Below are 13558 nucleotides of genomic sequence, written 5' to 3' on the forward strand. Positions count from 1 at the left end.
TCCTGGGAAGATATGACCACCGATTCACCCGCGCCTGTACCCGCACAGCAGCCTCATGCAGCACGGTCTGAGTCTTCCTCACCATCGCTTGACGACGGCCAGGAGAACGCATCCTCACCGAGCATGCTGCAACGTGTTCGCGCCGCTATCCCGCCTGTGTCCATCCTGGTACTGACGGCGGTATTCCTCTTCGCCGGGTGGTTCACGCTCTTCGGTCCTATCAATGTTCTGGCGTGGCGTGGTGGCACGTTCCCCCGCACCGAGGCAGACCGCCCTTACTATCAGCAGGCTCTGAAGGATGTTGCGCGCTATCAGTACGAGGAGCAGCCCTCCCCTGAGGTTTACTTCGGCCTGGCGTGTGGTGCTACTGATGACGACATCCGCAGCGTTATCCCCAAGGTCGGCGAGCACCCGAATTCAGACGCAGACCCAACTGCTGATGCAGATGCCGTCGCCGCCGCTGCTGCCACCAGGCCGGGTTCTGCACCTGCGGCTGCGAACGAGACTTCGAAACTGAATCCAAACCTTGACGCATTCGGCAACACGGTCGACTGCTCCGGTTCCTGGACTGCGCCATTCTTGTCATTCCTGCTCGCTTCCGCGGGTGTTCCGGTCTTTGATACGCCCGAGGATTCGGCTGCCACAACCGAGAACCCATGGCTGGTTACGGATGTCGAACAGCTCATGGATGCCTACAAGGCACATGATGCTTTCGTCACCGACAAGGACTTCTCTCCTCAGGTGGGTGACATCATTTTCTACCGCTACCCCGCAGGCCTTGGGGTGCACGCCAACATGGTTGTCGCGGTTCAGGGGGACTGGGTCACCATCGGTGGCGATGAGCTTGGCAAGGTCGGTCTAGCTAGCATGACCCTGCGCAACCGAGGTGGCATCGTGGGTTACGGTGCCACGGGCTACTTCGAGCAAGCACCGCTGGACGCCACCAAATAGCCAAGTTTAAATAGGCAAGTTTTCCTCGATGAGGTCGCGCAGAGTGTCGTCGTCAGGCGAGACCTTGGAGCGGAAACGGCCGATGACCTCACCCTCGGGCGAGACAACGAACTTTTCGAAGTTCCACTTCACATCCCCAGCCTCGCCGTCGGCGTCCGGGGTTTCCTTCAACAGCTTGTACAGTGGGTGCGCGCCATCGCCGTTGACCTTCGTCTTTTGGAAGAGCGGGAAGGTAACGCCGAATTCGCGCTGGCAGAACTGCTTGATTTCCTCGGCGTTGCCGGGCTCTTGCCCACCGAACTGATTGCAGGGGAAGCCGAGGACGAAGAAGCCACGGGGTGCGAATTCGTCGAAAAGTCCTTGCAGATCGTCGTACTGATCCGTGAAACCGCACTCCGAGGCGGTGTTGACGATAAGCAGAACGTGGCCTGCCCAGTCATTCATCGTTGCTTCGTTGCCGTCGATGGTGGTCACTGGGATGTCGAAGAGATTGCTCATAAACCCCACACTAGGGCAGTGCCCCGATAGCCGTCAGAGGTAGCGACTAGCCGACCTGCTCCATACCTTCAAAGAGCTCGCGGCCCAGTGGCACCGAAGAGTGGTTGACCGGCTGCGCACCCCCATCGACCGCCTGGTCAATGATGCCGACAACATCCTGGCGTAGCTTGTGCTCCCGCAGTTTCAAAGCGTTGACGGAGATGCGCACCGCGCGGCCCTTCTCCAGCGAGCGCTGCACCGAGGAGCGCACCGCACGGCGCCACCAACCGGCGCCGCCGAAGCCCTCGCCGATAGCCAGCACGCGAGTCGGATCAACAGCACCAGTGGTCAGGTCGCGGACACCATTTCGGTCCGCTGCCACACGGAAGCCCAGCTCCGGCAGCACGTTCATGGTCTCTGGCGACATGGTCCACTTCGGCGGTGCAAAGACGTCCGTCTCAAAACCCATCGCACGCATCTGGCGCGTTGCGGCGGTCAGGCGCAAACGCGCTTCATGTTCGCTTAACGACGCAAATTCCGCGCCCCGGCCTCGAACTGACTGATCAAACCCCGCGAGAACAATCTCGATGCCGTCATCGCTACGACGGCGGAGCCAATCCAGCACCGCCGGAGCTTCCCGCAACGACCAGTTTTTACCCGCATGCGGCGCTACCAGCAGAGACGGTGTAATACCGCGCTGTTCCATCGCTGCCACGAAACGAGCGACGTCGAGCAATGTGCCATCGCGCAAACCCGACACCGACACCAAAAGCGGCGAACCGACCTCACCACCGTCAACAGTTACGAGCTCTTTGCCCGCTGGACGAATGACCTGGTCGGTCGTCCGAATCTGTTCTTGCACCCCACTGCCTGCCATGGATTCAACAAAAACAGGCGTATGTAAATTTTTGGTAACGGAGAGGACAAGGCTTGGAGAATACTCAGAAGCCTTTCAAGTAAGAGTTCAAAAAGCGCCATCGCAGGGCATCAATTCGCGTCTGCAGCGCGGATTATCCCCAATGCACAACCTCATCGAGCGCCAGTCCCTTGCGCCAACCGAACTTCTCCAAGTCACGCTCCTCGGCCAGGTGCGTTACTGGACCAATGCACAGCCAGGCCACCGGGCGCACGGGTGCCTCGACACCGACAAAGTCAGCCAGGAAATCCTCATGGTAGAAACTGACCCAGCCGACGCCGAGCCCCTCTGCCGTAGCAGCCAGCCACAGATTCTGAATAGCCAGCGCGACTGACATGAGGCCGGTGTCATCGACGGTGTCGCGGCCGAGAATGTTCTTGCCGCCACGGGTCGGGTCATAGGTGACGACGATGCCCGTTCCCGAGTCCACAATTCCTTCAATCTGAATCGGATTGAAGGTCTCACGCCGCTCGCCTTCGAGCTTGGCCGCGAATTCAGCGCGGCGTCCGGCTACGTGGTCGGCAAACTGCCGCAGGCGGTCCGGGCTCTGAATGATATGAAAGTCCCATGGTTGGGACAGCCCCACCGATGGGGCAGCGTGGGCCGCCGCCAACACGCGCATCAATCGCTCCCTGTCCACCACTTCTCCGGCGAATTCGCGGCGCACATCCCGCCGCCGAAAAAGGGTGTGGTAGACGGCCAACTGATCGTCGGAAAGCGAATCGGTGTCAAAACCCTGCGCTGCCAGCAGCGTGCGCATATCCATGCCGTTACTCCACCGCACCAGCAGTGTGGACAATCCAGGCGTACTCGAAGGCAGTCTGACGCCAACGTTCGTAACGACCGGAAACACCACCATGACCAGCGGACATCTCGGTCTTGAGCAGGAACTGCCCCGGCTGACCTCCGGCAACCTCGCGCAGCTTGGCAATCCACTTTGCCGGCTCCACGTAGAGCACGCGGGTGTCGTTCAAACTAGTAATCGCGAGAATCTTCGGGTATTTCGCATCGGCCGAGATGTTCTCGTACGGCGCGTAGGAGGCCATGTAGTCGTAGACCTCCGGGTCGTGGTAGGGATCGCCCCACTCATCCCACTCCACCACGGTCAGCGGCAGCTCTGGCATCAGCATGGACGTCAGGCAGTCGACAAACGGGACCACGGCCTGAATGCCCGCGAACCTATCGCCAGCAATGTTTGCGACCACGCCCATCAGCATGCCACCCGCCGAACCGCCGAGTGCTACCAGCTGCTCGCGCGTGGTCCAACCGGAATCCAGCAGGTAGTCAGCGACGGCGACGAAGTCAGTGAACGTGTTCTTCTTCGTGGTTGCGCGGCCGTTCTCCCACCAGCCACGACCCATCTCGCCACCACCGCGGACGTGTGCAATGACAAAGATCATCCCGCGATCCAGCAGCGAGAGCCGCGCGATGGAAAAGCCCGGATCCATCGACGATTCATAGGAGCCGTAGCCGTAGAGGAGCGTCGGATTCGGCTTGCTCAGGTCCAGGTCCGCGCGGTGGATGATCGATACCGGAATCTGGGCACCGTCGGCTGCACTCACCCATTCACGCTTGGCGACGTAATCACCGCGATTAAACTCCCCGCGAATCTTCTGCTCCTTGAGCAGCACTCGCTTGCCAGAGGCAATGTCAATCTGCCAGAGCTGCGACGGCGTGGTGAAGGAGCCGTAAGCGTAGCGCAACACCGGGGTGTCCCATTCAGCGTTGCCGGTAGTGCCTGCGGAATAGAGCTCTTCGTCGAAGTCGAGCTCGACGAAGTTCACAGCGGACGCTGGCACTGGAACAGCAGCATCGCCTGTATCAGAGATATCACCAGCGGAGCCAGCACCATCCTCGTCATGATCCAATACCGCCAGCGCCACACGGCCAATACCGCCGCGACGGTAGCCAAACGCGATGTGGCCAGCGAAGCAGTCGACGCCCTCAACGCGGACGTCATCGCGGTGAGGAACCAGCTCAGTGAGCTCTGAAACGCTGTCGAAAGACCCCACTGGCACCATGGCCAGTGCGAAGTTCGAGCCAGTCATATTGTGTGTAATCAGCCACATATCCCGGCCGCTGATGACGGCGTGGTCGATGTCGTATTCAACACCGGCCTCGCGCGGGCGCACGCAGGTAAACTCACCGGTCGGGTCACTGGCGTCCAGGTACCAAACCTCGGAGGTAATCTTCGAGGAGCTCTCAATAATCAGGTACTTTTCGCTGCGTACCGTACCGACTCCGACCCAGTAGGCCTCATCGGGCTCATGGAAGACACAGACGTCATCCTCGGTGGAGGTGCCCACGCGGTGACGCCACACGGAATCCGGCCGCCAGGCTTCGTCGACCTTCTGGTAGAAGATCCACTCGGAGCCGACCCAGGTAGCACCTGCGGCGATGCCCGCAATTTCGTCGTCAAGCAGTTCGCCCGTACGCAAATCCTTTACGCGCAGCGTGTAGCGCTCGTCGCCTGTGACGTCGGTGGAATAGGCCAGCAGATTGCCGTCCGCGGAGACGCTCGCTGCGCCGAGGGCGAAGAAATCATGGCCTTCGGCCAGCTCGTTGGCATCCAGGATGACCTGTTCTCCTGGTGCCGGGGCATCGTCGGCAATGGTCGGCGGAGTCCACGCGGCAAGACCGTCACCGGCCTCCGCACGCACGCGGCAGCTCATCCCGTAGGACTTACCCTCCTGCGTGCGCGAGTAGTACCACCAGCCATTAAGGCGAGTTGGGACCGACATATCGGTCTCCTGCACGCGCGACTTGATCTCCTTAAAAATCGCGTCCGCGGTGCCGTCAAGATCGGAGGTAAAAGCCTCCGTATAGGCATTTTCAGCCTCTAGGTATTCGATAACCTCGGAGTTTTCCTTATCGCGGAGCCACTCGAAGTTATCGGTGAAGTCCCTTCCGTGGAAGGACCGAGTCACCGGCTTCCGTTGTGCACGGGGTGCAGGCAAATCCTTTTTTGCAGGCTTGCCGACGGATGCCGAGTCCAAGGTCACTTCGCTCACGCAGATTCTCCAATCCAGTCCGAGAAGCGGCGGCCCGACAGTCGTTCGTAGGCCTCGACGTACCGCTCGCGAGTTGCTTCCACAACACTACCCGGCAGCGCTGGCGGCGGAGTGCCCTCGTCCTTCTTCCAGCCGGACTTGGAGCAGGTCAGCCAGTTTCGTACGTACTGCTTGTCAAAGCTCGGGTTAACCGAACCCTCCTGGTAGGAGTCGGCTGGCCAGTAGCGGGAGGAGTCCGGGGTGAGAACCTCGTCGGCCAGCACCAGATTGCCGTCGGAGTCGAGACCGAACTCGAACTTGGTGTCGGCCAGGATGATGCCGCGCTCAGCAGCCAGTTCAGCAGCCTGGGTGTAGATACGCAGGGTGGCATCGCGCAGCTCTTCGGCGCGCTTCTGCCCCAGGGACTCCACAACGGCGTCGAAGGAGACATTCTCGTCGTGCTCGCCCAGTTCGGCCTTGGTGGCCGGGGTGAAAATCGGTTCTGGCAACTTGGAGCCCTCGACGAGGCCCTCTGGCAGCTCAATGCCACAGACAGTGCCGTTTTCCTTGTACTCGACCAGACCAGAGCCGGTCAGGTAGCCACGTGCGACGCACTCGAATGGCAGCATGTCCAGCTTCTTGCACACCAGCGCACGGCCGAGGCACTCCTCCGGAATGCGCTCATCGTCAGCCGGGCCAGCCATGTGGTTCGGGAAGTCAATCTCATCGAAGAAGAACACGCTCATCGCGGTGAGCACTCGACCCTTGTCAGGAATCGGGGTCTCCAGAATGTGGTCGAAGGCAGAAATACGGTCACTGACCACAAGCAGCAGAGTCTCAGGGTCAATCTCGTAGATTTCCCGGACCTTGCCCGCGGAAAGATGGTTATACGAGGAAAGTTCAGGTCGCATGGCGATAAAGTCTAAACCCCTATACGCCTTTGCACTCTATTGATACCTCCGGCCGCCACCCCAACTAGTGGGGATTGACGCAATTACCGTCGTCAAGCGGGAAAACTTTTGAGATTCCGGAGTGCTGCCCATCGAATTTTTCACAGGTGGACGACGGTGTTTACCCCTCACCTCCCCCGCTCGGTAGATGACTGGACAAAAATATTTCTAAAAACGTGACAGAAAACACCGATACCAGTATTGTCTAAATTTAGTAATTCACGTCACACTTCAAGGATTTTGAAGGGAACAATCACATGGCAGCTCAGGCCAACAATAACTCTCTGCGCCGCGCAGTCGTCGTCGGTGGTAACCGCATTCCGTTCGCTCGTTCTAATAAGGAATACGCTAACGAGTCGAACCAGGACATGCTGACCGCCGCAATCGACGGTCTCGTCGCCCGCTTCGGTATCGGCGGCGAGCGCCTCGGCGCAGTCTCCGCCGGCGCTGTGCTGAAGCACTCCCGTGACTTTAACCTCACCCGTGAGTGTGTCCTCGGCTCCGCACTGGCGCCGGACACCCCGGCTTTCGACATTCAGATGGCATGTGCCACCGGCATGGAAGCCCTCAACTCTGTCTCCAACATGATCAAGCTGGGCCAGATTGACTCCGCCATCGCCGGCGGCGTGGACACCACCTCCGACGCTCCGATTGCTGTCAACGACCGTCTGCGCAAGATCCTGCTGGAGGCCAGCCGCCAGAAGTCCACTCTGGACATGGCAAAGGTCTTCCTGAAGGCTCGTCCGTCCGACCTGGCTCCAGACACTCCGTCGACCGGCGAGCCACGCACTGGCCTGTCCATGGGTGAGCACCAGGCAATCACCACCGCCAAATGGGGCGTCACCCGCGCTGAGCAGGACGAGCTCGCCGCCGCTTCCCACCAGAACATGGCAAACGCTTACGACGAGGGCTTTTTCACTGACCTCGTCACCCCATACAAGGGCGTTTCCCGCGACACCAACATGCGCCCGGACTCCACCCCGGAGAAGCTGGCCAAGCTCAAGCCAGTCTTCGGCCGCGGCCTGGAAGCAGAGCCGACCATGACCGCCGGTAACTCCACTCCGCTTACCGACGGCGCCTCCGCCGTCCTCGTCTCCACCCCGGAGTGGGCCGCTGAGCGCGGTCTGCCGGTGCTTGCCGACGTCGTCGATTCCGAGGCAGCCGCAGTCGACTTCGTCCACGGCGACGAGGGCCTGCTGATGGCTCCGGCTTACGCCACCCCGCGCCTGCTGGCCCGCAACGGCTGGACCTTCGACGACTTCGATTTCTTCGAGATCCACGAGGCCTTCGCCGGCACTGTCCTGTCCACCATGAAGGCATGGGAGGACGAGGAGTTCTGCCGCACCAAGCTTGGACTGGAAGGCCCGCTGGGCTCCATCCCGCGCGAGAAGCTCAACGTCAAGGGCTCTTCCCTGGCAGCCGGCCACCCATTCGCCGCTACCGGCGGCCGCATTGTGGCAGCCCTCGCCAAGATGCTGCGTCAGAAGGCAGACGAGACCGGCAAGACCACTCGCGGCCTGATCTCCGTTTGTGCTGCAGGCGGCCAGGGTGTTGTCGCAGTTCTCGAGGCTCGCGTCTAAAAGCGCACCACCGATAAAGACACTTTTACTTTCAAGGAGAATTTTCCATGACCGATAAGTACCAGGAACTCGTCAACGGTGGTCCGCTCACTGGACTGGCTAAGGCCGCTGGCCTGCCGCAGCCACCGTTCCTGCGCCGCCACAAGCCGGGCGGTCCGCTTCTGAACAACGACAAGGTGCTCGTCACCGGCGAGGGTGCAGATGCGGACGCGGTTGCAGCTCAGCTGGCCGAGTGGGGCCTGCAGGTCCGTCGTGGCACCGCCGCTGACGACAAGATTGGTGCCATTGTCCTCGTCGCCACTGAGGCCAAGCGTCCGGCAGAGCTGCAGGGCCCAGTGCTCGCTGCTGCAAAGCACATGCGCAAGCTGGACAAGGGTGGCCGCATCGTCACCGTCTCCCGCGCCAAGGATGCTCACCACAACGCAACCCCGGCCGAGGTCGCTGAGAACGCTGTCGCCGGTGGTATCGAGGGCCTGATTCGCTCCCTCGGCCACGAGGTTCGTGGCGGCTCAACCGCCAACGGCATCCTCGTTGCTCCGGGTGTCTCAGTCACCGCACCGTCCGTGATTTCCTCCCTGCACTTCTTCCTCTCCGGCCGCTCGGCCTTCATCGACGGCCAGTTCCTCCGCGTCACCTCCGACGCTGGCGAGATCCCGTCCGACTGGGATAAGCCGCTGGCTGGCAAGGTTGCCGCTGTCACCGGTTCCGCCCGTGGTATCGGTGCCGCTATCGCTCGCCAGCTCAAGGCTGACGGCGCAGAGGTCATCGTCATCGACGTTCCACAGGCTGGCGAGGCTCTGTCCAAGGTTGCCAACGAGCTCGGTGGCCTGGCTCTGCAGCAGGACATCACTGCCGACAACGCCGGCAACGCCATTGCCGATGCCGCTGTAGCCCGCTACGGTCGCCTGGACATCGTCATCCACAACGCAGGCATCACCCGCGACAAGATGTTCGCCAACATGGACGAAGCCAAGTGGGGCTCGGTCATCGCCGTCAACATCGAGTCTCAGCTGAAGATGAACGAGCAGCTGCTGAACCACAAGGCCTTCGAGAAGGCTCCGCGTATTGCCACCATGGCTTCCACCTCCGGTATCGCAGGTAACCGCGGTCAGACCAACTACGCCACCTCCAAGGCCGGTGTTATCGCAATGGTCGAGGCTTACGCTGAGGAGTTCGCTAAGCGCGGCGGCAACATCAACGCTGTTGCTCCGGGCTTCATCGAGACCGACATGACCGCTGCTATTCCGTTCGTCAACCGCCAGGTTGCTCGACGCGTGAACTCGCTGCAGCAGGGTGGCCAACCGGGCGATGTCGCCCAGGCAATCGCCTTCCTGGTCTCCGACCGCGCTCTCGGCGTCAATGGTCACGTCCTGCGCGTCTGCGGTCAGAACATCGTCGGCGCCTAAGCGAAGTCGCGGCTTCCGCATAGGCTCCCGATAAGGAGGAAAGAGGAAAACTTATGGCTAAGACCCTGGATGCCATTCCCAATCTGGTTCCGCTCTACGCCAAGGCAGCTGCTGGTTCGGCGAAGAAACGCCCGAACTCCACCGAAATCAAGGTCGATGAACTAGTGGTCAAGGGCGTCACTGTCGATGCCGACCGTGACCAGGACTTCCGCGACGTCGTTGGCGCCCCGAAGTCTGAACAGGCTTTCTTCGGCCACATCCACGCCCTCATCATGCCCATCCAGATGGAGCTAATGGCTGCGGATGATTTCCCGCTGCCGATGATGGGCCTGGTCCACACCGAGAACACTTACCGCGAAATCTCGCCTGTCACGCTCGGTGGCAAGGTTGATATTTCGGTGAAGGTTGCCGCATTCCGCGCTCACCGCTCGGGCACTGAGGTTGTTCTGGAATCGACTGTTACATCGTCCACCTCCGGCGCCACCTTGGTCGAGGAGCAGTCGGTGTACCTGGCCAAGGGCGTTCGACTGAAGGATGCTGAGGACTTCGAAGAGGTCCAAGCACAGCGTGAGGCCATCAAGTCCGGCGCCGAGACCGTCAAGCGCGAGCAGTTCAAGGTCCCTTTCCCCACTGCTCAGTGGAAGCTGGCTGGCAACACCGGCCGCAAGTGGGCCAAGGTTTCCGGTGACTGGAACCCGATTCACATCACCTCTGTCTCCGCGAAGGCTCTGGGCATGCCGGCAGCGATTGCACACGGCATGTACACCGCCTCCCGCGCGCTGGCTGAGGCACAGGTTCTGCCGGGTCAGTCGTACGAGTTCCAGATCTCCTTCGGTGTGCCGGTCGTTCTGCCGACTACCATCAACGTCGCACTCACCCACACCGGTGACGGTGCAGGTGCTGCTCACAACCTGACTGAGGGCAGCTCCAACATCGGCCGTGCAGTCAACATCGTCGCGTGGGATCGCAAGAAGAAGCGTCCGCACTTCACCGGAAGTGTTCGCCCGCTGAAGTAGTTGATGCGAAAGCGCTGTAGAAAACGCCGCGTTTTGGAAAACCAGTCTCCTCATTGACTGGGCCTTTCCAAAACGCGGCGTTTTCGTCGTTCCAGTTGTGCTTTCCCGAGGGCACGTCTGGCATGCCCAGCCCCCGCCGCCGAGATCCCCCAGAGAGACACCGCTTCCTCCTCCCCCCCCACCGGCAACCCCGCCACTTTCCCGCCTTGATAGTCAGCTGCTGGATTTTTCCGCCGTTAATGCAGAGTCGCGGCTTTACTTCGCAGTTGCGTGACTAAGCGCTTTTCAACCGCATGTAAGCAACGCCTTGTTGACATCCCATTCACTCCTCTATTCTATGTTCAATCGATTGAACATAGGAGGTAATCGAGTGTCTTCATCATCGAAGACGCCGCTGACTTTCACGGAACTCCCACCGGAGGAGTCACCCCGAATCGTGTACTTCTCCAGTGCTTCTGAAAACACTCACCGGTTCGTCCAAAAGCTGGCTCAACCAGCAGCACGCATCCCTTTACATCCGCGAAAAGACGGAATGATTCGCGTTCGCAGCCCATTTGTCCTGATCACACCGACTTATGGCGGCGGATGTCGGCGCCGCGCGGTGCCTAAGCAAGTCATCGCTTTTCTCAACGACGAAACCAACAGGAGTTTCATCCGCGGTGTCATCACCTCGGGCAACACAAATTTCGGCACCGACTTTTGCATAGCCGGAGCCATCATTTCTGCAAAATGCCAGGTTCCGGAGCTATACCACTACGAGCTACTGGGGACAGACCACGATGTGGAAAACGTCAAAGAGGGCCTGGAAAAATTCTGGAGGAGCGCTACTTCTTGAACATCTACAGCTATTCAACTACGCCACCGTCTTTTCGAAAGGACCCAGCTGCCCGCCTTCGGCCGATCAACTGGAACCGAGTGCAAGATGACAAAGATCTCGAAGTGTGGAATCGCCTAACAGCAAATTTTTGGCTGCCCGAAAAAGTTCCGCTGTCCAATGACCTTGCAGACTGGCGACGTCTCACCGATCTAGAACGCGAGCTGACCATGAAGGTCTTCACCGGACTGACCATGCTCGACACAGTCCAGGCGTCTGTCGGGGAGATTTCCCAAATTCAAGATGCCCGCACCGAACATGAAGAGGCCGTCTACACGAATATCGCTTTCATGCAAGCAGTGCATGCAAAGTCTTATTCTTCAGTATTTTCTACGCTATCCAATACCCCTGACATCGACGCTGCCTACCAATGGGCAGTCGCCAATGACATCCTGCAGGCTCGGTCAAAAGCTGTGCTCAAACACTATTACGGCGACGTTCCACTCAAGCGAAAGGCGGCAGCAACGCTTCTTTCGTCCTTCTCGCTCTACGCCGGCTTCTACCTCCCGCTGCACTTCGCATCACGTGGCATCCTGACCAATACCGCCGACATGGTGCGCCTGATTCTGCGTGACAAAGCTGTTCACGGCTATTACTCCGGCTACAAATTCCAGCGAGGCGTAGAAACCTACGACACCGCCACGCAAACGCAGATGAAGGCTTTCGTCTTCGAACTTCTCGATGATCTATACCAGCTCGAACTGAGGTACTCCGAAGCCCTATACCAACCACTCGGGCTCTACGACGACGTTGCCAACTTCATTCGATACAACGCCAACAAAGCGCTCATGAACTTGGGATACCCGCAGCGGTTTAACCATGAAGAGACCGCCTTCAAGCCCGAAATTCTCGCCGCCCTCACCCCGGGGTCAGATGAAAACCACGACTTTTTCTCCGGTTCCGGCTCCGCATATGTCATCGGAAAAGCCGAAGACACCGCAGATGAAGACTGGGATTTCTAAATCCACGTCTTTCCCCATACATCCTAAGAAAGGAACATTCGCATGACTGCACAGATTTCTATCCTGGTAGGAAGCTTGCGTCGAGCCTCCTATGCACGAAAGATTGCACTCAAGGCAGCCACGTACTTCCCCGATGACTTCAAAGTCGACATCGTCGAGATTCGTGACCTCCCTCTCTACAACTTCGACTACGACGACCCCGCAGTGTCCGATATTGCGACTCCCGCGGAATACACCAGTTTCCGGGAAACCATTAAAGCCAGCGATGGCATCCTATTTGTCACCCCAGAAAACAACCGCACAATTCCTGCAGCTCTGAAGAATGCCGTTGACATCGGATCTAAGCCCAACGGTGATGTGGCATGGAAGAACCTGCCCGCGGGAATTATCAGCCACTCCGTCGGCCGTATGGGCGGTTATAGCTCTCAGAAGAACTTGCGACTCGCGCTGTCGTACTTCGACATGCCGATGCTCGGTCAGCCAGAGGTCTTCCTGGGACAATCGCCAACACTCATTGACGAACAAGGAGAATTCACGTCGTCAAGCACTGAGGACTTTGTTCGCGACTACATCAACAGATTTGCAGACCTAGTTCGCGAGCAGAGCCCACGCCACTAACTGAAATCCCCTAATCAGCGCAGCGTTACTGGGGATATCGCCGTATGAAGATTCTTCACTGACTAGGATCAAACGCTGCGTTCTCTGCGCGGTTAGGCGCTCGTCGTTAGGCTCATTTTCATGACTGTTTCTATCTCGGCCGTGATCGCGCTTAACGACGACCCCCGCGCCGCTGCGCGGTTTTACGCCGAAGGTTTTCACTCCAACATCAAGCCCAACTCCACCACGCTCACCATCGGCGGGATGGACTTTGAACTCATTGAGAACGGGAACCGCCGATTAACCCCCGCTGTGTCTTTTATGGTGCGATTTGCCCCTGGTCAGGAAAACCAGCTGCGCAGACTGTGGGAGCATCTGATGGCGGGTGATGAAACCATCAGCGGTGGTGCTACGCTCATGCCCCTGACCAGCTACGATTTCTCGCCGCTCTTTGGCTGGTTGGCCGACGGAAATGGGGTCAACTGGCAACTGATGGTTGATCCATCACCCGGCGGGACTGAAAACACGGATGCTGCCGCAAAGACAGCGAATCCCACCGTCATCCCCTACTTCATGTGGACTGGCGACGAACCACAGGCTGCCGCCGCCACCGAGGTATACAACCGGCTTTTCGGGTCAGGGAATTTCATGACGCTCGACTCGCCGGGCATGCACAATTTCACCTTCGGCGACGGTGTGGCGATGCGCCTCTCCAGCGATTCGGCCGAAGAGGTCGAAAGCGCCTGCCAAGCGCTTGGCCTAACAGGCGCTGAGGTTGCCGAGGGCACGGAAGCCGTCGTCAAGCCTGACCGATTCGGCGTGTACTGGACGCTCTAGCG

Annotated in this window: 13 protein-coding genes; 8 read left to right on the forward strand and 5 right to left on the reverse strand. The window is 59.4% G+C overall.

Going from position 1 to position 13558, the window contains the following annotated elements; all coding sequences use genetic code 11:
• The first annotated feature begins 12 nt into the window (after positions 1-12).
• A complete protein-coding gene (locus tag AB1Z34_RS07280) occupies positions 13-951 on the forward strand; it encodes a hypothetical protein (protein WP_042388202.1) in 939 nt (312 codons plus the stop codon).
• A gap of 6 nt (positions 952-957) precedes the next feature.
• Here AB1Z34_RS07280 and AB1Z34_RS07285 read toward each other — a convergent pair whose 3' ends face one another.
• The 5 genes from AB1Z34_RS07285 to AB1Z34_RS07305 all read right to left on the reverse strand — a co-directional run bounded on the left by AB1Z34_RS07285 (position 958) and on the right by AB1Z34_RS07305 (position 6245).
• Positions 958-1449 carry a glutathione peroxidase gene (locus tag AB1Z34_RS07285; RefSeq protein ID WP_016421395.1) on the reverse strand — a complete coding sequence of 164 codons (492 nt, stop codon included), beginning with the start codon at positions 1447-1449 and terminating at the stop codon, positions 958-960.
• Between the two features lie 46 nt (positions 1450-1495).
• Entirely contained in the window at positions 1496-2305 is an 810-nt protein-coding gene (locus AB1Z34_RS07290) for a polysaccharide deacetylase family protein (protein WP_222865203.1), read from the reverse strand.
• Between the two features lie 133 nt (positions 2306-2438).
• Complete coding sequence (gene bluB, locus AB1Z34_RS07295; protein ID WP_048732096.1) at positions 2439-3110, reverse strand: 5,6-dimethylbenzimidazole synthase; 672 nt, start codon at positions 3108-3110, stop codon at positions 2439-2441.
• 4 nt (positions 3111-3114) lie between these two features.
• On the reverse strand, positions 3115-5301 hold the full coding sequence (locus tag AB1Z34_RS07300; RefSeq protein WP_076773412.1) for a S9 family peptidase: 2187 nt from the start codon (positions 5299-5301) through the stop codon (positions 3115-3117).
• Between the two features lie 50 nt (positions 5302-5351).
• Complete coding sequence (locus tag AB1Z34_RS07305; protein ID WP_367158130.1) at positions 5352-6245, reverse strand: phosphoribosylaminoimidazolesuccinocarboxamide synthase; 894 nt, start codon at positions 6243-6245, stop codon at positions 5352-5354.
• A 296-nt stretch (positions 6246-6541) separates the two neighbouring features.
• Here AB1Z34_RS07305 and AB1Z34_RS07310 point away from each other — a divergent pair, with 296 nt between their 5' ends.
• The 7 genes from AB1Z34_RS07310 (at position 6542) to AB1Z34_RS07340 (ending at position 13556) form a co-directional block, all read left to right on the forward strand.
• Positions 6542-7864, forward strand: a complete 1323-nt coding sequence (locus tag AB1Z34_RS07310) for an acetyl-CoA C-acetyltransferase (RefSeq protein ID WP_016421400.1) — start codon at positions 6542-6544, stop codon at positions 7862-7864.
• Between the two features lie 47 nt (positions 7865-7911).
• Positions 7912-9270 (forward strand): 3-oxoacyl-ACP reductase, encoded by a 1359-nt coding sequence (locus AB1Z34_RS07315; protein WP_367158131.1) that lies wholly within the window; start codon positions 7912-7914, stop codon positions 9268-9270.
• Positions 9271-9323: 53 nt separating this feature from the next.
• Complete coding sequence (locus tag AB1Z34_RS07320; RefSeq protein ID WP_070603964.1) at positions 9324-10286, forward strand: MaoC/PaaZ C-terminal domain-containing protein; 963 nt, start codon at positions 9324-9326, stop codon at positions 10284-10286.
• A gap of 370 nt (positions 10287-10656) precedes the next feature.
• Positions 10657-11121 carry a class Ib ribonucleoside-diphosphate reductase assembly flavoprotein NrdI gene (gene nrdI / locus AB1Z34_RS07325; protein WP_016421403.1) on the forward strand — a complete coding sequence of 155 codons (465 nt, stop codon included), beginning with the start codon at positions 10657-10659 and terminating at the stop codon, positions 11119-11121.
• Complete coding sequence (gene nrdF / locus AB1Z34_RS07330) at positions 11118-12122, forward strand: class 1b ribonucleoside-diphosphate reductase subunit beta (protein ID WP_080971523.1); 1005 nt, start codon at positions 11118-11120, stop codon at positions 12120-12122. The genes nrdI and nrdF overlap by 4 nt, the downstream gene beginning before the upstream one ends.
• Positions 12123-12164: 42 nt before the next feature.
• On the forward strand, positions 12165-12740 hold the full coding sequence (locus AB1Z34_RS07335; protein ID WP_016421405.1) for an NADPH-dependent FMN reductase: 576 nt from the start codon (positions 12165-12167) through the stop codon (positions 12738-12740).
• A 120-nt stretch (positions 12741-12860) separates the two neighbouring features.
• On the forward strand, positions 12861-13556 hold the full coding sequence (locus AB1Z34_RS07340) for a VOC family protein (protein ID WP_367158132.1): 696 nt from the start codon (positions 12861-12863) through the stop codon (positions 13554-13556).
• The last annotated feature ends 2 nt before the right edge of the window (positions 13557-13558 follow it).

The sequence above is a fragment of the Corynebacterium sp. 045007 genome (genome assembly GCF_040743205.1).
Lineage (GTDB): Bacteria > Actinomycetota > Actinomycetes > Mycobacteriales > Mycobacteriaceae > Corynebacterium > Corynebacterium jeikeium_D.